Source organism: Pseudomonas sp. UYEF17 (genome assembly GCF_040546125.1).
GTDB classification, from domain to species: Bacteria; Pseudomonadota; Gammaproteobacteria; order Pseudomonadales; family Pseudomonadaceae; genus Aquipseudomonas; species Aquipseudomonas putida_Z.
Window position 1 is genome coordinate 15,207 of the sequence record NZ_JBEPNE010000011.1, and the last position, 17,575, is coordinate 32,781.

Annotated in this window: 15 protein-coding genes; 2 read left to right on the forward strand and 13 right to left on the reverse strand. The window is 64.8% G+C overall.

Annotation, left to right across the window (positions count from 1 at the left end; all coding sequences use genetic code 11):
- Positions 1–8: 8 nt before the first annotated feature.
- Complete coding sequence (locus ABIB24_RS16925; RefSeq protein WP_137162851.1) at positions 9–602, reverse strand: aminodeoxychorismate/anthranilate synthase component II; 594 nt, start codon at positions 600–602, stop codon at positions 9–11.
- 369 nt (positions 603–971) lie between these two features.
- On the opposite strand from ABIB24_RS16925, the gene estP reads away from it, so the two are divergent.
- Positions 972–2,852: an esterase EstP gene (gene estP, locus ABIB24_RS16930; RefSeq protein ID WP_274079909.1), complete on the forward strand. Its 1,881-nt coding sequence runs from the start codon at positions 972–974 to the stop codon at positions 2,850–2,852.
- Positions 2,853–2,973: 121 nt separating this feature from the next.
- Here the strand turns inward: estP and trpE are convergent, their stop codons facing one another.
- The 9 genes from trpE to ABIB24_RS16975 form a co-directional block, all read right to left on the reverse strand.
- The gene (trpE, locus tag ABIB24_RS16935; protein ID WP_013970606.1) at positions 2,974–4,455 is read right to left on the reverse strand and encodes an anthranilate synthase component I; all 1,482 of its coding nucleotides are present in this window, start codon (positions 4,453–4,455) and stop codon (positions 2,974–2,976) included.
- Positions 4,456–4,524: 69 nt separating this feature from the next.
- A complete protein-coding gene (locus ABIB24_RS16940; protein WP_085618962.1) occupies positions 4,525–5,343 on the reverse strand; it encodes a phosphoglycolate phosphatase in 819 nt (272 codons plus the stop codon).
- On the reverse strand, positions 5,340–6,014 hold the full coding sequence (gene rpe, locus ABIB24_RS16945; protein ID WP_075044416.1) for a ribulose-phosphate 3-epimerase: 675 nt from the start codon (positions 6,012–6,014) through the stop codon (positions 5,340–5,342). The genes ABIB24_RS16940 and rpe overlap by 4 nt, the downstream gene beginning before the upstream one ends.
- A gap of 194 nt (positions 6,015–6,208) precedes the next feature.
- Positions 6,209–7,036 (reverse strand): ABC transporter permease, encoded by an 828-nt coding sequence (locus tag ABIB24_RS16950; protein ID WP_013970603.1) that lies wholly within the window; start codon positions 7,034–7,036, stop codon positions 6,209–6,211.
- Positions 7,037–7,047: 11 nt separating this feature from the next.
- Positions 7,048–8,295 (reverse strand): ABC transporter permease, encoded by a 1,248-nt coding sequence (locus tag ABIB24_RS16955; RefSeq protein ID WP_013970602.1) that lies wholly within the window; start codon positions 8,293–8,295, stop codon positions 7,048–7,050.
- A gap of 60 nt (positions 8,296–8,355) precedes the next feature.
- The gene (locus ABIB24_RS16960; protein ID WP_354316928.1) at positions 8,356–9,390 is read right to left on the reverse strand and encodes an ABC transporter substrate-binding protein; all 1,035 of its coding nucleotides are present in this window, start codon (positions 9,388–9,390) and stop codon (positions 8,356–8,358) included.
- Positions 9,391–9,430: 40 nt separating this feature from the next.
- The gene (locus ABIB24_RS16965; RefSeq protein WP_012270208.1) at positions 9,431–10,555 is read right to left on the reverse strand and encodes an ABC transporter ATP-binding protein; all 1,125 of its coding nucleotides are present in this window, start codon (positions 10,553–10,555) and stop codon (positions 9,431–9,433) included.
- A gap of 296 nt (positions 10,556–10,851) precedes the next feature.
- Positions 10,852–11,484: a response regulator gene (locus ABIB24_RS16970; protein ID WP_170929296.1), complete on the reverse strand. Its 633-nt coding sequence runs from the start codon at positions 11,482–11,484 to the stop codon at positions 10,852–10,854.
- A gap of 7 nt (positions 11,485–11,491) precedes the next feature.
- Entirely contained in the window at positions 11,492–13,879 is a 2,388-nt protein-coding gene (locus tag ABIB24_RS16975; RefSeq protein WP_354316929.1) for a PAS domain-containing sensor histidine kinase, read from the reverse strand.
- A gap of 94 nt (positions 13,880–13,973) precedes the next feature.
- Here ABIB24_RS16975 and ABIB24_RS16980 point away from each other — a divergent pair, with 94 nt between their 5' ends.
- On the forward strand, positions 13,974–14,972 hold the full coding sequence (locus ABIB24_RS16980) for an alpha/beta hydrolase family protein (RefSeq protein ID WP_137162846.1): 999 nt from the start codon (positions 13,974–13,976) through the stop codon (positions 14,970–14,972).
- Positions 14,973–15,110: 138 nt separating this feature from the next.
- Here the strand turns inward: ABIB24_RS16980 and ABIB24_RS16985 are convergent, their stop codons facing one another.
- The 3 genes from ABIB24_RS16985 to ABIB24_RS16995 are packed head-to-tail and all read right to left on the reverse strand — an operon-like array spanning position 15,111 to position 17,567.
- Positions 15,111–15,878: a TerB family tellurite resistance protein gene (locus ABIB24_RS16985; RefSeq protein WP_025337464.1), complete on the reverse strand. Its 768-nt coding sequence runs from the start codon at positions 15,876–15,878 to the stop codon at positions 15,111–15,113.
- Position 15,879: 1 nt separating this feature from the next.
- Positions 15,880–16,551 carry an N-acetylmuramate alpha-1-phosphate uridylyltransferase MurU gene (murU, locus tag ABIB24_RS16990; RefSeq protein WP_137162845.1) on the reverse strand — a complete coding sequence of 224 codons (672 nt, stop codon included), beginning with the start codon at positions 16,549–16,551 and terminating at the stop codon, positions 15,880–15,882.
- Positions 16,548–17,567 carry an aminoglycoside phosphotransferase family protein gene (locus ABIB24_RS16995; protein ID WP_354316930.1) on the reverse strand — a complete coding sequence of 340 codons (1,020 nt, stop codon included), beginning with the start codon at positions 17,565–17,567 and terminating at the stop codon, positions 16,548–16,550. Before ABIB24_RS16995 ends, murU begins: the two co-directional genes overlap by 4 nt.
- Between the last annotated feature and the right edge of the window lie 8 nt (positions 17,568–17,575).

The following is a 17,575-nucleotide window of genomic DNA, read 5'->3' on the forward strand; positions in this document are numbered from 1 at the left end:
TTCGATCCTTAGCGGCGGCCGCCGGTCTGCTTGAGGAAGTTGGCGAACAGTTCGTGGCCCTGTTCGGTCAGGATCGACTCGGGGTGGAACTGCACCCCTTCGATATTCAGCGTCTTGTGGCGCAGGCCCATGATCTCGTCGACCGAACCGTCAGCATGGGCGGTCCAGGCGGTCACTTCCAGGCACTCTGGCAAGGTTTCGCGCTTTACCACCAGCGAGTGGTAACGGGTCACGGTCAACGGGTTGTTGAGGCCGGCGAACACGCCCAGGTCACGGTGATGTAACGGGCTGGTCTTGCCGTGCATCACCTGGCGGGCACGTACCACATCACCACCAAAGGCCTGGCCGATGGACTGGTGGCCCAGGCATACGCCAAGGATCGGCAGCTTGCCGGCAAAGTGCAGGATGGCCTCGATGGACACGCCCGCCTCGCTCGGCGTGCACGGGCCTGGAGATACGACGATGCGCTCGGGGTTGAGGGCTTCGATCTGGGCGATGGTCATTTCGTCATTGCGAATGACCTTTACCTCGGCACCCAGCTCGCCAAGGTACTGAACGACGTTGTAAGTGAATGAGTCGTAATTGTCGATCATCAGTAACATCGGGTTAAACCTCTTGAATCTACTGACTTCAGAATTCGAACCTTTCTGCACCAGCCAACAGGCGCGGCTTTGCCACAAGGGGCGGTAGACAGGAAGGCAAACGGGGGCGGGCCGGACGGGCCGGCAGGGGATAAAGTCAGGCGCGCCAACGCCAACGGGCGTGGGCCTTGATTACGCGCATCAAGAGTTTGCTGACGATCAACACAGGATAGGTCTCGCTCATACGTCCCGGCACAGTAGCCTACCGGGGCGGCGGGCGCAATATGCCTGTAAACACGGGGAAACGAATGGACTTGGGAGGGATGCACTGCGATTTGCTAAGGTCGATCGGGTTGTCCTTCATAAAAACAAAGAAAAGGATGTTCACCGATGCGAAAAGCACCGTTATTGCGCTTTACCGTTGCCTCACTGGCACTGGCCTGCAGCCAGGCGTTCGCAGCACCCTCGCCCTACTCCAACATGATCGTGTTTGGCGACAGCCTCAGCGATGCCGGGCAGTTTGGCGGGGTGCGCTTCACCAACCGCGATGCCAATGGCAATTATGCGCCAGTGTCACCGATGATCCTGGGCGGGCGGCTCGGTGTGAGCCCGACCGAGCTTGGCCCTTCCACCTCCCCGGTCAATCCGGTGCTGGGCCTTCCCGACGGCAACAACTGGGCAGTCGGTGGCTACACCACCCAGCAGATCCTGGATTCGATCACCACTACCTCCGAGACTGTCATCCCGCCAGGGCGCCCCGGCGCCGGGCAGGTGCTGCGTGATAAACCGGGCTACCTGGCCAATGGCCTGCGCGCCGACCCCAATGCGTTGTATTACCTGACTGGCGGCGGCAATGACTTCCTGCAAGGCCTGGTCAACAGCCCGGTCGATGCCGTGGCCGCTGGCGCCCGCCTGGCCGCCAGCGCCCAGGCCCTGCAGCAAGGCGGCGCCCGTTACATCATGGTCTGGCTGCTGCCCGACCTCGGGCAGACACCGAACTTCAGCGGTACGCCGCAACAAAACCCGCTGTCGCTGCTATCCGGCGCGTTCAACCAGTCCCTGCTCAGCCAGCTGGGGCAGATCGATGCCGAAATCATTCCGCTGAACATCCCCGTGCTGCTGAGCGAAGCGCTGGCCAGCCCCGAGCAGTTCGGCCTGGCCAGCGGCCAGAACCTGGTCGGCACCTGCTACAGCGGCGAAGGCTGCGTGGAAAACCCGGTGTATGGCATCAACGGCGCCACGCCAGACCCGACCAAGCTACTGTTCAACGACTCGGTGCACCCGACCATCGCCGGCCAGCAACTGATTGCCGACTACGCCTATTCGATTATCGCCGCCCCCTGGGAACTGACCTTGCTTCCGGAAATGGCCCACGCCAGCCTGCGTGCCCACCAGGACGAACTGCGCAACCAGTGGCAGACACCCTGGCAGGCAGTTGGCCAGTGGCAAGCCTTCGTTGCCACCGGAGCCCAGGACCTGGACTTCGACGGCCAGCGCAGCGCGGCCAGCGGCGATGGCCGCGGCTACAACCTGACCCTGGGCGGCAGCTACCGCCTGAACGATGCATGGCGCCTGGGCCTGGCCGGCGGCGTGTACCGGCAGAAGCTGGAAGCCGGCGCACAGGACTCGGACTACAAGCTGGACAGCTACCTTGCCAGCGCCTTCGCCCAATACCGCCAGGACCGCTGGTGGGCCGACGCGGCGCTGACCGCCGGGCACCTGGACTACAGCGACCTCAAGCGCACCTTCGCCCTTGGCGTGAACGACCGCAGCGAAAAGGGCGATACCGATGGCGAGGCCTGGGCGGTGTCGGGGCGGCTGGGCTACAACCTGGCGGCCGAGAGCAGCAGCTGGCAGCTGGCGCCGTTCATCAGCGCCGACTATGCGCGGGTGAAGGTGGATGGCTATGACGAGAAAAGCGGACGCTCGACGGCGCTGGGCTTCGATGACCAGGAACGCACATCACGCCGTTTGGGCGTGGGGTTGCTGGGCAGTGTGCAGGTGCTGCCGAGTACCCGGCTGTTCGCCGAGGTGGCGCAGGAGCATGAGTTCGAGGATGACCAGCAGGATGTGACGATGCACCTGACCAGCCTGCCAGCGAATGACTTCACCCTGACCGGGTATACGCCGCACAGCGACCTGACCCGGGCGAGCCTGGGGGTGAGCCATGAAGTGGTGGCGGGGGTGCATTTGCGCGGCAACTATAACTGGCGCAAGAGTGATGAATTGACGCAGCAGGGGGTGAGTTTGGGCGTCAGCGTCGACTTTTGAATTGATGGGGCCGCTTTACGGCCCTTCGCGACACAAGGCCGCTCCTACAGGCGATCGTGTTTCCCTGTAGGAGCGGCCTTGTGTCGCGATGGGCTGCAAAGCAGCCCCAATGCCCACTGAATTACTTGGCCGAAGTCTGCTCAGCCAACGCCACCGCGCGGAACATCGCCCGGCGCTTGTTGATGGTTTCTTCCCACTCCAGCGCCGGCACCGAGTCGGCAACGATGCCGCCCCCGGCCTGCACATGCAGCTCACCGTCCTTGATTACCGCGGTACGGATGGCAATGGCGGTATCCATGTTGCCGTTCCATGCGAAGTAACCGACGGCACCACCGTAAACCCCACGCTTGACCGGCTCCAGCTCGTCGATGATCTCCATCGCGCGAATCTTAGGCGCCCCCGAAAGCGTACCGGCCGGCAGGATCGCCCGCAGTGCGTCCATCGCCGTCAGCCCTTCGCGCAGCTGGCCAGTGACGTTGGACACAATGTGCATAACGTTGGAGTAACGCTCGATCACCATCTTCTCGGTCAGGCGCACGCTGCCGGTCGAGGACACGCGACCGACGTCGTTACGGCCCAGGTCGATCAGCATCAGGTGCTCGGCAATTTCCTTGTCGTCCGACAGCAGGTCGTCTTCCAGCGCACGGTCGGCCTCTTCGGTAGCGCCACGCGGGCGGGTGCCGGCAATCGGGCGTACGGTGACCAGGTTGTCCTCGACGCGTACCAGCACCTCGGGCGAGCTGCCGACGACATGGAAGTCGCCAAAGTTGAAGAAGTACATGTACGGCGTCGGGTTGAAGCAGCGCAGCGCGCGGTACAGGTCGATTGGCGCAGCCTTGAAGTCGATCGACATGCGCTGCGACGGCACCACCTGCATGCAGTCACCGGCCAGGATGTATTCCTTGATGCGGCCGACGGCGTTCTCGTAATCCTCGCGGGTATAGCTGGAGCGGAATTCCGGCTCGGCAGCCTGCGGGCCACTCAGGTCCAGGCCACGGCGTGGGGTGATCGGCTGACGCAGGGTTTCCAGCAGGCCTTGCAGGCGTGCCTGGCCCTGTTCGAAAGCCTGCTCTTCAGCCGGGTCGACCAGCACGATCGCGTGCATCTTGCCCGCCAGGTTGTCGAACACCACCACCGCATCGGACACCATCAGCAGGATATCCGGCACACCCAGCGGGTCTGGGTTGGGGCTGGCGCCCAGGCGCTTTTCCACATAGCGCACGCAGTCGTAGCCGAAGTAGCCGACCAGGCCGCCGTTGAAGCGCGGCAGGCCAGGGATATCGGCGACCTTGTAACGATCCTTGAATGTTTCGACAAAGGCCAGCGGGTCTTCTACATCGTGGCTTTCCACCTCCACGCCATCCTGCAGGATGCTGACGTGGTAGCCGTGCACACGCATCACCGTGCGCGATGGCAGGCCGATCATCGAGTAACGGCCCCATTTCTCGCCGCCCTGCACCGATTCGAGCAGGTACGAGTTGGGCTGGTCTGCCAGTTTCAGGTAGATCGACAGCGGCGTGTCGAAGTCGGCCAGGGTTTCGCAGGCCAGGGGAATGCGGTTGTAGCCGGCAGCGGCCAGGCGCAGGAATTCTTCGCGGGTCATGGGTAGCCTCGTGGCAAGCAGCAATAGGTCAGGCAAACGGACGGGCCGGCACGCGCCGGCAGGCTGAAGTCAGGCGCGCCAACGCCAACGGGCCAGGGCCTTGATGACTTTCATCCAGAATTTGCCGGTAACCGCCACGGTGGACTCTCTGTCTTGTGAGGCTTGAAGGTCCGCCAACGTTATCCCAGTGGCCGGGTCTGCGCAACCGGGCAGCAATGCGCGCAGGTCGTCGATCACCAGGCTGGGGGCTTCGTCGTGGATCGGTCGGCCGTGGTTGTAGCCGTAGGTCAGGCCCACGCACTGCACGCCAGCCGCCTTGGCCGCCAGCACGTCACTGCGTGAATCGCCGACAAACAGCGACTGCTGCGGGGTGACACCAGCCATCTGCATGACGAACAGCAGCGCCGCAGGGTCGGGCTTTTTCTGCGGCAGGGTGTCGCCGCCGATGATCCAGCGGAAGTAGTTGCCGATCTTCATCTGGTCCAGCAGCGGGCCAACGAAGCGCTCGGGCTTGTTGGTGATCAGCGCCATTTCCACGCCCTGCTTGCGCAGCCAGCGCAGGGTGTCCTGCACACCGGGGTAGACCACGGTCAGTTCGTGGCTTTCGGCATAGGCGTCCATGAACAACGCCAACGCCTGGTCGGCCAGCGCATCGTCCACGGCAGCGTGGTCGATGCCACCGGCCAGCGCCCGGCGCACCAGCACCTGGGCACCGTTGCCCACCCAGTGGCGCACCGCCTCCAGGCCGGCAGGCGGGCGCCCCAGTTCGAGCAGCATGCGGTCCACGGCGGCGGCCAGGTCTGGCACGGAATCGATCAGGGTACCGTCCAGATCGAACATCACCAGCCTGGGCAGCGTCCCCGGGAACAGCTGCTCGAAGCCGCTCATGGGCGGGCCTGAGCCAGTTCGGAACGCATCCTGGCGATGACTTCCTGGTAGTCCGGGGCGTTGAAGATTGCCGAGCCGGCCACGAAGGTGTCGGCGCCAGCGGCAGCGATCTCGCGGATGTTGTTGACGTTGACGCCACCGTCGATTTCCAGGCGGATATCACGGCCGCTGGCGTCGATCAGCGCACGCGCCTCGCGCAGCTTGTCGAGGGTGCCAGGGATGAACTTCTGCCCGCCGAAGCCCGGGTTGACGCTCATCAGCAGCACCATGTCGACCTTGTCCATCACGTACTTCAGCGCGTCCAGGCTGGTGGCCGGGTTGAACACCAGGCCGGCCTTGCAGCCACCGTCCTTGATCAGCTGCAGCGAACGGTCGATGTGCTGCGAGGCTTCCGGGTGGAAGGTGATGTAGGTGGCACCAGCTTCGATGAAGTCGCCGATGATGCGGTCGACCGGGCTGACCATCAGGTGCACGTCGATCGGGGCGGTGACGCCGTACTTGCGCAGGGCGGTGCAGACCATCGGGCCGATGGTCAGGTTGGGGACGTAGTGGTTGTCCATGACATCGAAGTGGACGATGTCGGCACCCGCGGCCAATACCTTGTCGACGTCCTCGCCCAGTCGGGCGAAATCGGCGGAGAGAATGGAGGGGGCAATAGCGTAGGGCTGCATGGCGCACCTGTTGGCAGAATCACGGTGGCGCGCATTGTAACCCAGGGAAGCGGATGAAGGCTGATTAGCATCAACCTGTACCGGCCCCTTCGCGGCTAAAGCCGCTCCCACAGGGACCGCGCAGGCATCGAAAGCTGCGCAAATCCTGTGGGAGCGGCTTTAGCCGCGAAGAGGCCAGCGCAGGCAACATACCTTCAACCAGGCTGCTGGGTCCTCAGCTTCTCGCTACGCCCACGCAACCACTCCAGGGTCAGCAGCAACACCACCGAGAAGGCAATCAGCAAGGTCGCCGCCGCGGCAATGGTCGGGCTCAGGTTCTCTCGAATACCACTGAACATCTGCCGCGGCAGGGTCGCCTGCTCCGGCCCGGCCAGGAACAGGGTCACCACTACTTCGTCGAACGACGTGGCAAAGGCGAACAACGCCCCCGAAATCACCCCAGGCGCGATCAGCGGCAGGGTCACCCGGCGGAAAGTCAGCAGCGGCGAGGCGCCCAGGCTGGCTGCCGCGCGCACCAGGTTGTAGTTGAAGCCCTGCAAGGTCGCCGACACGGTAATGATGACGAACGGCACGCCCAGTACCGCATGCACCAGAATCAGCGAGGTGAAGCTGTTGCCCATGCCCAGCGGGGCAAAGAACAGGTAGCTGGCCACACCGATGATCACCACCGGCACCACCATCGGCGAAATCACCAACGCCATCACCAGCGACTTGCCCGGGAAGTCGCCACGGGTCAGGCCGATGGCCGCCAGGGTGCCGAACACCATGGCCAGCACTGTGGCTGCCGGGGCGACGATGATGCTGTTCTTCAAGGCCCGCATCCACTCGGCCGAGCCGAAGAAGTCCTGGTACCACTGCAGCGAGAAGCCCTGCAGCGGGTACACCAGGAAACTGCCACTGTTGAACGACAGCGGCACGATCACCAGCACCGGCAATATGAGGAACAGCAGGATCAAGCCGCAAAGAATGCGCAGGCTGTAGAACCACACCCGCTCCACGGGCGACATGTAAGGGCTCAGCATGACAAGGCTCCTCAGCTCAGGCGCAGGCGGCTGGCGCCGACCAGCCAGCTATAGATCAGGTACAACAGCACGGTCGCCAGCAGCAACAGCCCGCCCAGCGCGGTGGCCATGCCCCAGTTGATGCTGGTATTGGTGTAGAAGGCCACGAAGTAGCTGACCATCTGGTCATTCGGGCTGCCCAGCAGTGCCGGGGTGATGTAGTAGCCGATGGCCAGGATGAATACCAGCAGGCAACCAGCGCCAACCCCGGCGTAGGTCTGCGGGAAGTAGACCCGCCAGAAACTGGCGAACGGGTGGCAGCCCAGCGAGATCGCCGCACGCATGTAACTTGGCGAAATGCCCTTCATCACGCTGTACAGCGGCAGGATCATGAACGGCAACAGGATGTGCACCATCGAGATGTACACGCCGGTGCGGTTGAACACCAGCTCCAGCGGCTGGTCGATGATGCCCATGGCCATCAGCGCGCTGTTGATCAGGCCACCCGACTGCAGCAGCACGATCCACGCCGCCACCCGCACCAGGATCGAGGTCCAGAACGGCAGCAGCACCAGGATCATCAGCAGGTTGCTCTGCCGGGTCGGCAGGTTGGCCAGCAGGTAGGCCAGCGGGTAGGCCAGCACCAGGCAGATGGCGGTAATCACCACACCCATCCACAGGGTGCGGGCGAAGATATCCAGGTAGATGGCCTGGTCCGGGGTGGCCTTGGCCAGTTCGCCAAGGTCATCGATGCGGTGGTCGAGCGAAGCCAGCAGGTAGAACGAGGTGACCGTACTGGTGTTGCGGCGGATCGCCTGCCAGTAGGCCGGGTCGCCCCAACGCTCGTCGAGGGCCTGCAAGGCATCTTTATAGGAAGCGGGTTCGCTCTTGAACGGCAGCGCCCGCGCGGTCTTGGCCAACAGGCTGCGGTAACCGGCCAGCTCCATGTTCAGGCGCTTGGAAAGGTCGCCCAGGGTCTGGTTCTTGCGCGACTCGGCCAGGTCCTGGCTCAACGCCTTGTACACGTCCTCGCCCGGCAGGCTCTTGCCATCCCACTGGGTGATGACGCCCACGGTGCGCGGCAGGCCGCCAACCACTTCCGGGTTGCCGACGCTCTTGTACAGCAGCGCCGCGATCGGCACCAGGAACACCAGCAGGAGAAACAGCGCCAGCGGCGCGATCAACGCCTGCGCCTTCCAGCGGTTGACCCGCTCGGCGTGCTTGAGGCGCTGCTTGAGACTTGGACCTGCGCCTTCTTTGAGGGGCACTGCAATGGCCATGGCGAACTCCGCGATACAGGCTGAAATGGGGGCTGCAATGCAGCCCCACACACTGGTCGTTTACTTCTTCGCCGCCCAGGCGTTGAAGCGTTGCTCCAGCTGCTCGCTGTTGTCAGCCCAGAAGGCCACGTCGATCTGCACCTGGTTGGCGATGTTTTCAGGCGTGGTCGGCATGTCCTTCTTCACCGCGTCCGACAGCAGGCTCACGGCCTTGGAATTGGCCGGGCCGTAGGCGATGTTCTCGGAGTAGGTCTTCTGCTGCTCGGGCTGCACGCTGAAGGCGATGAATTTCTTCGCTTCCTCGGCATCCTTGGCGCCTTTCGGGATGGCCCAGGCGTCGAAGTCGTAGATGCCGCCGTTCCACACCACCTTCAGGTTGCTCTCTTTCTGCACCGCAGCGATGCGGCCGTTGTAGGCAGAGCTCATGACCACGTCACCCGAGGCCAGGTACTGCGGCGGCTGGGCGCCGGCTTCCCACCACTGGATGCTTGGCTTGAGTTCGTCGAGCTTCTTGAAGGCGCGGTCCACGCCCTCTTTGGTGCCCAGCACCTGGTACACGTCCTTCGGCGCCACGCCGTCGGCCATCAGGGCGAATTCCAGGGTGTACTTGGCGCCCTTGCGCAGGCCGCGCTTGCCCGGGAATTTCTTGGTATCCCAGAAATCGGCCCAGCTGGTCGGTGCGGTCTTCAGCTTGTCGGCGTTGTAGGCCAGCACCGTGGACCATACGAAGAAGCCCACGCCGCATGGCTGGATGGCACCCGGCACGTAGTCGGCCTCATTACCGAACAGGGCCGGGTCGAGTTCTTCGAACATGCCCTCGTCACAGCCGCGGGCCAGTTCTGGCGACTCGACTTCCACCAGGTTCCAGGACACGCTCTTGGTGTCGACCATGGCTTTGACCTTGGCCATCTCGCCGTTGTACTCGCCTGCGACGATCCTGCCCTTGCCGGCCTTCTCCCACGGTTCGTAGAACGCCTTGACCTGGGCCGCCTTGTTGGCACCGCCGAACGAGACCACGGTGAGGTCTGCGGCCATGGCCTGGCCAGCGGCGAACAGCCCCAGGGCCAGGGCGGTCAGTTTCAACTGCTTGCGCATTATTATTCTCTCCACAGTACAGGGTTGGTGAAGCAATCCATCAATGGGCTTCGGCAATAGGATCGAGCGCGCGGGCGTGCTCCACCTCCCAGCCCAGCGGTACCACATCGCCCACGGCCAGGGCCGGGTCGAGCTCGGCAATCGGCTGTTTCACGAAGAAGTCGCCCTTGCCGCAAACTTCCAGGCGCACCCGCACGTGGTCGCCCAGGTAAATGAATTCGGCCACCCGGCCCGAGAAGCGGTTCACGCAGCTTTCGCTGTGGCCGTTCAGGCGCACGCGCTCCGGGCGGATCGACAGGGTCACCGGCTCGCCGGCCTGGCCGACATTCACCGCCAGCGCCTCGACCCGCTCGCCACGTGGCAACTGCACCTGGCAGCGCTTGCCATCACTGGCCAGCAAGGTGCCATTGATGCGGTTGTTCTCGCCGATGAAGTTGGCGACGAAGGTATTGCAGGGTTCTTCGTACAGCGTGCGTGGGTCGGCGATCTGCTGGATTTCGCCCTGATGGAACACGGCCACCCGGTCGGACATGGTCAGCGCTTCGCCCTGGTCGTGGGTCACGTACACCACGGTCACGCCCAGGCGCTGGTGGATGTGCTTGATCTCCATCTGCATGTGCTCGCGCAGCTGCTTGTCCAGCGCGCCCAGCGGTTCGTCCATCAGCACCAGCTGCGGCTCGAACACCAGTGCGCGGGCCAGGGCCACACGCTGCTGCTGGCCGCCGGAAAGCTGGCCGGGGTAACGCTTGGCGAAGGCATCGAGCTGGACCATGTTCAGCACCCGCTTGACCCGCTCGCTGATGTCGGTCTTGCTCAGGTTGCGCACGGTCAGCGGGAAGGCCAGGTTCTCGGCCACGGTCATGTGCGGGAACAGCGCGTAGTTCTGGAACACCATGCCGATGTCGCGCTTGTGCGGCGGCACGTTGTTGATCGAACGCCCGGCCAGCTGGATTTCACCGGCGGTGGGGGTTTCGAAGCCGGCCAGCATCATCAGGCTGGTGGTCTTGCCCGAGCCGGACGGGCCAAGCAGGGTGAGGAACTCGCCCTTGCGAATATCCAGGTTGAGGTCTTTGACGATCAGCGACTCGCCGTCGTAGCTCTTCTGCACACCACGGAAGCTGACCAGCGTTTCGCTGGTTGCAGCGTTCGACTTCGCCTCGCTCATGCCTGCACCTTCTTGTTGGATGACTGCGTAGGCAAAGACTAGACAAGCGGCAAGCGCCGGAAAATCGGGGGTGCTGAGAGAATGCCATCATCCGGATGGAAGATTTGTTGTAGGGATTCCCCTACAAAGATGGCGGGTTTGGAATACTTCCCTCAGCCCTCCGGCGCGCCCGTGTGGGAGCGGGTTCACCCGCGAAGAGGCCGGCCCAGGCACCGCAGATGGCAGGTCAGGCCCTTTCGCGGGTAAACCCGCTCCCACAGGGATTCGCTACAGGCGGCAGGAAGCGCATGTCGCAATCAGACCAGCTTGTGCTCCATCGCGTACTTCACCAGCTCAGCCAGCGAGTTCACTTTCAGCTTCTGCATCAGGCGCGCCTTGTGGGTGCTGATGGTCTTGCTCGACAGCGCCAGCTGCTGGGCGATGTCGTTGACGTTGGCGCCCTGGGCCAGGCGTTCGAACACCGAAAACTCCCGCTCGGACAGCAGCGTGTGCAACGGCCGCGACTCCGTCAGGCCCACTTCGAAGACCATGCGGTCGGCCAGAGCCGGGTCGATATAACGCCCGCCAGCGGCAACCCGGCGAATCGCGGTCAGCAACAGCGCCGGGTCGCTGTCCTTGGTGGCATAGCCCGCCGCCCCGGCCTTCAGCGCCCGCGCCGCCATCTGCGCTTCATCGTGCATCGACAGCATCAGGATCGCCGGGGCGTCGTGCAACGCGCGGATCCGCGGGATCGCCTCCAGGCCATTCACACCCGGCATCGAGATATCCAGCAGTACCACCTCGCACGGCGTGTGGCGCAGGGTTTCCAGCAACTGCTCGCCGTTACCGGCCTCCCCCGCCACCTGCATGTCCTTGGCCAGGCCAATCAACTGCTTGATGCCCTCACGGACAATGGTGTGGTCTTCGGCCACCAGCACTCGAATCACGATCGCTCTCCTACTCCAACGGTATGGCCACGCTCAGGCTGGTGCCTTCGCCCGGTTCACTGTCCAGCGCCATGCTGCCGCCCAGCATCAGCACCCGCTCACGCACCCCTACCAGGCCGAACGAGGTGGGCCGGGGCTGGTCGCGGAAAAAGCCCTGGCCGTCATCGCTGACGGTCATGCGCAATTGCCCGTGCTCACGCACCAGTTCGATCTCCACGCTGTGCGCCTGGGCATGGCGCATCACGTTGGTCAGCGCCTCCTGGAGGATACGGAACAGCCCGGTGGCCTTGGCATCGCTCAATGCTGGCAGATTATCCGGTACTTGCACCAGGCAGGGGATCTGCGTGCGTGCTTCAAAGCGCCGCGCCTGCCATTCGATGGCCGAGGCGATGCCGGCATCGAGAATCGGCGGGCGCAAGGCGGTGGCCACGTCGCGCACCAGCTGGAACAGTTGGGCGATCAGGCGTTTCATGCTGGTCAGGCGCTCGTTCAGGCCCGGGTCCAGCTCGGCGAAAGCCAGCTCGCACATTGACACCTCCAGCTTGAGCACGGTCAGCATCTGCCCCAGTTCATCGTGCACTTCCCGGGCAATGCGGGCCTTTTCTTCCTCTCGCACGCTCTCCAGGTGGGCCGACAGTTCGCGCAGTTGCTCCTGGGACCTGGCCAGCGCCAACTCGGCCCGCTTGCCCTGGGTGATGTCCCAAACCACGCCGTCCCACACCACCTGGCCGTTGCCCAGGCGCCGGGTGCTGGCCTTGATGTCGGCCCAGCGCTGTTCACCCTGGCGGGTGAGGATGCGCCCCTGCCAGGACCAGTCCTGGTCACTGGCCAGGGCCAGGTCCTGCACTCGGTGGTAATCGGCGCGGTCCTCGGGATGTACCAGATTGCGCAGGCCCATCTGCGGGTGCTGGATCTCGCTGGGCGAATAGCCCACCAAGGCCTCGCTGCCCTCGCTGATGTAGGGGAATTCCAGGTCGCCCTCGGCCGGGTCGCGCTCCAGGCGGAACACCAACCCCGGCACGTTGCCGGCAATGCCCTTGAGCCGCGCCTCGCTTTCGCGCAGGGCCGCAAGGGCGCGGTGGCGCTCGGTAACGTCGGCGAGGTAAACCACCAGGTACTCGGAATCACGAAAGCGCAGAAAACTCAGCGACAGCTCGACCGGCAGCAGGCTGTGGTCAGCCCGGCGGCACTGCGTCTCGAACTGGCCGACACCGCCCGCCCCGGTGCGCGCGCCCTTCCACAGCTCCAGCCAGCGGTCCATGGTCAGGCTGGGTTCAAAGTCGCTCAGCGGCCGCTCCAGCAGCGCGCCTTCGCCATAGCCCAGCATGCGCTCGGCGGCATGGTTGGCGTAGCGTACGTGGCTGTCCCAGTTGACCCAGAGGATGCCCACCGTGCTCTGGTCGATGGCGAACTGGCTCAGGCGCAACGCTTCTTCGCGCACCTGCCGCTCCACCAGGCTTTCGCGCGTGGCCAGCAGGCTGCGCTCCAGCTGGCGCTGCTGCCGACGCTGCCACACCAGGGTGGCCAGCACGCACAACAGCAGCATGCCGAACAGCAGGGCCAGGTTCTGCCAGAACCCCGTCGACTCGCTCAGGCGTGGGTACTTTGGCTGCAGCCAACGCTGGTGCAGTTGCTCCAGTTCCTTGGCCGGCAGCGTCTGCAGGCCACGCTCGAGCACATCGGCCAGCAGTGGCCAGTCGCGCCGCGAACCGATGCGCAACAGTTGCGGCAGGCCGATATCGCCGACCACCGCCAGCTCGCCGAACTCGCTTTCGCGCGACAGGCGGCTGAGCTGGGCTTCGTCCAGCACTGCGAAACTGGCCTGGCCGCCCACCACCAGTTGCAGGGCCTCGCGCTCGTTGGGCACCCCTTGCAGGTTGAGGTTGCTGTAGTTGCCACGCAGGTAGTCCGCCAGCTGGCTGGGCATGCGCACCGCCACCCGCTGCTCGGCCTCGAGCGTTTCCAGTTCCACGGCCATGGTCCCGGTGCGCGGCCCAACCACCAGTTGCGGCACGCGCATGTAAGGGTCGCTGAACAGCCACAAACGCAGGCTGGCGGGGGTCTGGGTAAGCCCCGGGGCAAAGTCGATTTCGCCGGCCTGTAGGGCATGCTCGAGGCTGGCCTGGTCGGCGAAGTTGCGCCAGGTAAGGTCCAGCCGCAGCGCCTGCGCCAGGCTGCTCACCAGTTCCACGTTGGCCCCGTACAGCTGCTGCAGGCGCCGGTCGAACTGAGCGTAGGGCGCCTGCAACACCAGGCCGACACGCAGGCTGCGGTGTGTATCCAGCCATTGCTGCTGGGCCGGTTCCAAGGCAACCGTGGGCACCGCTTCGGGACTGGCCAATGCAATCAAGGGCAGCCAAAAGCAGCCGATAACCAACAGGCGACGCACTCGCTTCATCTACACGCTCGTCTTGGCAAGGCGGCCATGCAGCATGGCCGTCACGGGCAAATACTATTAGGCTGCCGGTATCATTCTGGCCCTGGGTTGACTCATGTCCACACTTTATCGCACGACGCTGGCAATGTGCTGCCTGGCCTCGATCCTTCCACTCGGCGCCCTGGCCGCCGATGCCGAAAAACCATCCACCACCACCGAGGCACCCGCTGCCCAAGCCCCTCGCCCGCCGCTGCTGGAGCGCAGCCAGGAGGACGCCCAGGCGCTGGAGCGGCTGGTGCCCAAGGCCGAACAGCAGACCCTCCAGGCCGGTGCCGACAGCTTCCTGGCCCTGTGGAAACCGGCCAACGACAGCGACCCGCAGGGGGCGGTTATCATCGTCCCGGGGGCTGGCGAAACGGCTGACTGGCCAAATGCGGTCGGCCCGCTGCGGCAGAAGTTCCCCGATATCGGCTGGCACAGCCTGAGCATCAGCCTGCCCGACCTGCTTGCCGACAGCCCGCAGGCGCGGATCGAGGCCAAGCCGGCTGCCGAGCCGCAGCCAGACAACGGCGAAAGCGCCCCGGCCAAGGACGTGCCGGCCGATGCCAATGCCAACGTCGCCCAGGCCACCGCAGCCGATGCCGACACCGCGGAAAGCACTGACGCCAAACAGGCCAGCGAGCAAACCGACCCGGCCGATGCCGAGCGCATTTTCGCCCGCCTGGATGCTGCGGTGGCCTTTGCCCAGCAGCACAACGCCCGCAGCATCGTGCTGATCGGCCATGGCAGCGGCGCGTATTGGGCGGCCCGCTACCTGAGCGAGAAACAGCCACCGCAGGTGCAGAAACTGGTGATGGTTGCCGCGCAGACACCGGCGCGGGTGGAGCATGACCTGGAAAGCCTGGCGCCGACCTTGAAAGTGCCGACTGCCGACATCTACTACGCCACCCGCAGCGCTGACCGCAATGCTGCCGCGCAGCGCCTGCAGGCCAGCAAGCGGCAGAAGGACAGCCAGTACCGGCAGTTGTCGCTGATTGCCATGCCGGGGAACAAGGTGGCCGAGCAGGAGCAACTGTTCCGCCGGGTGCGGGGGTGGATGAACCCGCAGGGTTGATCCAGGAATGCTGGGGCCGCTTTGCGGCCCTATCGCGACACAAGGCCGCTCCCACAGGTGCCGCGCAAAACCCGAGGGCTGCGCTGTACTTGTGGGAGCGGCCTTGTGTCGCGAAAGGGGTGCGAAGCGCCCCCGCTTTTACAGGCCGCGCCGCTTACGGATCATTGCATAGGCCTGATGCAACTCCCGGGTCCGCTCGGTCGCTTCACGCACCTGCGCCTCACTGGCACCAGTGCCCGCCAGCTTGTCCGGGTGGTGCCGGCTGACCAGCCGACGATACGCCTGCTTGACCTTGTCGGCATCGGTATCCGCCTCGACCGCCAGCAAGCGCAACGCCGCCGCATAGGTCATGGCGACCCCTTCCGGCCCCGCCGCCTTGCGTGGTTCGTACTCCAGCGACATGGCTTGCACCTGCCGCCGGCTCAGGCCCAGTTTCTGCCCCCAATCCAGCAGCAGTTCACGCTCCTTGTTGCCCATCTTGCCGTCGGCCCAGACCATGCGCCAACAGGCACGCAGGGTACCTTCGGCTGCATGCGGCTGCTGGCGAATGCGCCGCAGGTGCCCACTCAGTCGGTCCTTGCCCGCCTTGCCACGGTTGAACGCGGCAATCGCACGCAGCCGGGCCGCTTCGGCCAGGTCCAGGCGCACCATCTCCTGGCGCGCCTGCTGGATATGCTGCTCGCCCACCCGGCCATCGCACTTGGCCAGGCGCCCGAGCATCACGAACAGTAACTCGTCGTCCTGCAAGGCCGGGCGCCCGCCCAGGCGTTCGCGCATGTCCTCCCAGCCCTGCAAACGCAGGCGGCGGTCCATGGCCTGGCCGAGCAACGCGCCGAGCAAGGCCCCGGGGATGCTGGCAACGGCAAAGCCGGCACCGGCACCAATCACCGTGCTTGGCCACCACATGTCAGGCGCGCTCGCCGATCAGGCGCTCGGCCTCGGCCAGGCGTTCGAGCGTACCGACATCAACCCAGTGACCCCGGTAGTGCTCGCCACTGACCTGGCCCGCAGCCATGGCCTGGCGCAGCAACGGCGCCAGCTTGAAGGCGCCAGGCTGGCAGCCTTCGAACAGCGCCGGGTGCAGCACCGAAAGGCCGCTGAAGGTCAGCGTGCCAGGGCCATCATCACCATCGACCACCCGCTCGCCCACCAGGCGGAAGTCGCCGCGGCCGTGATGGCCTGGGTTATCGACCAGCACCAAATGGGCCAGGCCTTGCAGGGGAGCCAGCAGGCGCGCGAAGTCGTAGTCGGTCCAGACATCGCCGTTCACCAACAGGAACGGCGCGTCACCCAGCAATGGCAGGGCCTTGAAGATGCCACCGCCGGTTTCCAGCGGCTCGCCTTCGGGCGAATAGCGGATGCTCAGGCCGAAACGGCTGCCGTCACCCAGGTGGTCCTCGATCTGCTGGCCGAGCCAGGCATGGTTGATCACCACCTCGGAGACGCCCGCCGCAGCCAGGGCCCGCAGGTGATATTCGATCAGTGGCTGGCCGGCGACCGGGACCAGCGGCTTGGGGGTGTGCAGGGTCAGCGGGCGCATGCGCTCGCCTTTGCCCGCTGCCAAAATCATTGCCTTCATGCACGCGCTCCGGCCTGCAGCTCGGCAATCAGCTCACCCAGCTCCGCCAATTCGGGCCGGCGGCTGATCACTTCTTCTATATAGGCGAAGAAGCGCGGCACGTCGCCCAGGTAACGGGGTTTGCCGTCGCGGTGGCAGATACGGGCGAAGATGCCGATCACCTTCAGGTGGCGCTGCACACCCATCAGGTCGCTGGCACGCTGGAACGCCTCGAAGTCGGCCTGCACCGGGATGCCGGCAGCCTGCGCCTTCTGCCAGTAGTCGCGCAGCCAGCCTTCGACCCGCGCCTGCGGCCAGCTGAGGAAGGCGTCCTTGAACAGGCAGGTGATGTCGTAGGTGACCGGGCCGTACACGGCATCCTGGAAGTCCAGCACGCCGGGGTTGGGCGTGCTCTGCATCAGGTTGCGCGGCATGTAGTCGCGGTGCACCAGTACCTTGGGCTGGGCCAATGCGCTGTCGATCAGCAGCTGGCTGATTCGTTGCCAGGTGGCTTTCTGGGCATCGCTGAAGGTCAGGCCAAGCTCACGGCCCACGTACCACTCCGGGAACAACTCGACTTCACGGCGCAGCAGCGCATCGTCGTAGCTGGGCAACGGCGGGGCCATCGGCAGGCGCTGGAACGCCAGCAGCGCGTCGATGGCATCGGCGAACAGGCCGTCGGCGTTGTTGGCATCAATGATATCAAGGTATGTCTGGTGGCCCAGGTCACCCAGTAGCAGGAAGCCACGCTCCAGGTCCTGGGCATGGATCAGCGGCACGTGCACGCCGGCGCTGGCCAGCAAGTGGTCGATGGCGACGAACGGTCGGCAGTTTTCCTGCGGAGGTGGTGCATCCATGATCACGAAGCTGTGGCCGGCGCCCTGCCAGCGAAAGTAACGACGGAAGCTGGCATCGCTGCTGGCCGCGGTCAGGCTGCCTGCGGGCACTTCGCCCCAGGCGTTTTTCCGGAAAAGATCATTGAGCTGCTCATCGAGCCAGACCGTCAGTTGTTGCAGGCGTACATCGTGTTCAGGCATTACAAGGG

What these genes read in the sequence shown, in the direction of transcription:
- ABIB24_RS16925 (WP_137162851.1), bottom strand. Translation starts at nt 602, where the DNA reads ATGTTACTGATGATCGACAATTACGACTCATTCACTTACAACGTCGTT.
- estP (WP_274079909.1), top strand. Translation starts at nt 972, where the DNA reads ATGCGAAAAGCACCGTTATTGCGCTTTACCGTTGCCTCACTGGCACTG.
- trpE (WP_013970606.1), bottom strand. Translation starts at nt 4,455, where the DNA reads ATGACCCGCGAAGAATTCCTGCGCCTGGCCGCTGCCGGCTACAACCGC.
- ABIB24_RS16940 (WP_085618962.1), bottom strand. Translation starts at nt 5,343, where the DNA reads ATGAGCGGCTTCGAGCAGCTGTTCCCGGGGACGCTGCCCAGGCTGGTG.
- rpe (WP_075044416.1), bottom strand. Translation starts at nt 6,014, where the DNA reads ATGCAGCCCTACGCTATTGCCCCCTCCATTCTCTCCGCCGATTTCGCC.
- ABIB24_RS16950 (WP_013970603.1), bottom strand. Translation starts at nt 7,036, where the DNA reads ATGCTGAGCCCTTACATGTCGCCCGTGGAGCGGGTGTGGTTCTACAGC.
- ABIB24_RS16955 (WP_013970602.1), bottom strand. Translation starts at nt 8,295, where the DNA reads ATGGCCATTGCAGTGCCCCTCAAAGAAGGCGCAGGTCCAAGTCTCAAG.
- ABIB24_RS16960 (WP_354316928.1), bottom strand. Translation starts at nt 9,390, where the DNA reads ATGCGCAAGCAGTTGAAACTGACCGCCCTGGCCCTGGGGCTGTTCGCC.
- ABIB24_RS16965 (WP_012270208.1), bottom strand. Translation starts at nt 10,555, where the DNA reads ATGAGCGAGGCGAAGTCGAACGCTGCAACCAGCGAAACGCTGGTCAGC.
- ABIB24_RS16975 (WP_354316929.1), bottom strand. Translation starts at nt 13,879, where the DNA reads ATGAAGCGAGTGCGTCGCCTGTTGGTTATCGGCTGCTTTTGGCTGCCC.
- ABIB24_RS16980 (WP_137162846.1), top strand. Translation starts at nt 13,974, where the DNA reads ATGTCCACACTTTATCGCACGACGCTGGCAATGTGCTGCCTGGCCTCG.
- ABIB24_RS16985 (WP_025337464.1), bottom strand. Translation starts at nt 15,878, where the DNA reads ATGTGGTGGCCAAGCACGGTGATTGGTGCCGGTGCCGGCTTTGCCGTT.
- murU (WP_137162845.1), bottom strand. Translation starts at nt 16,551, where the DNA reads ATGAAGGCAATGATTTTGGCAGCGGGCAAAGGCGAGCGCATGCGCCCG.
- ABIB24_RS16995 (WP_354316930.1), bottom strand. Translation starts at nt 17,567, where the DNA reads ATGCCTGAACACGATGTACGCCTGCAACAACTGACGGTCTGGCTCGAT.